Below are 525 nucleotides of genomic sequence, written 5' to 3' on the forward strand. Positions count from 1 at the left end.
TCGACACCACGAAGCTGTCGCCGCCGTAGTAATCCGCCGTCGGCGTGTAGGTGTAGGCGCCGGTTGTGGTGTTGACCGTCACCGTGCCGTGAGCGGCAGTCGTGCTGACGCTGTAGGCCAGCGTGTCTCCGTCGCCGTCCACCGCCGAGACTTGACCCGTTACGGCCGCGTCCTCGGTGGTGCTGGTGGCGTAGTTGCCCGTGGCCGGGTCGAAGGTCTGGCCCGGAACCGCCGGGTCCACCGTCATCGGCGCGTCCGCCACGGCGGTGACCGTGACAGTGACGGTTGCCGTCTCCGTCACGCCCCCAGAAGTGACCGTGTAGGTGAAGCTCGTGGCGCCGTTGTAGTTCGCAGCGGGTGCGAAGTCCAAGGTGCCATCGGCCTTCAACGTGACCGAACCGTTGGTCACGGCGATCGGCGTGCCCACAACAACCGCGCTGCCGTTGATGGCTGTGATGGCGTGGCTTGCGTTCTCGAAAGTATCGTTGCCGTTGACCGCGATGTTGACCGTCGTATCCTCGTTGG

General features: G+C 65.5%; 1 protein-coding gene. It reads right to left on the bottom strand.

The features are described 5' to 3' along the window. The coding region (locus V6F88_RS27800; protein WP_332613522.1) for an Ig-like domain-containing protein at positions 1–525 on the bottom strand (525 nt) is incomplete at both ends.

The organism is Achromobacter sp. ESBL13 (assembly GCF_036668755.1).
GTDB lineage: Bacteria > Pseudomonadota > Gammaproteobacteria > Burkholderiales > Burkholderiaceae_B > Achromobacter.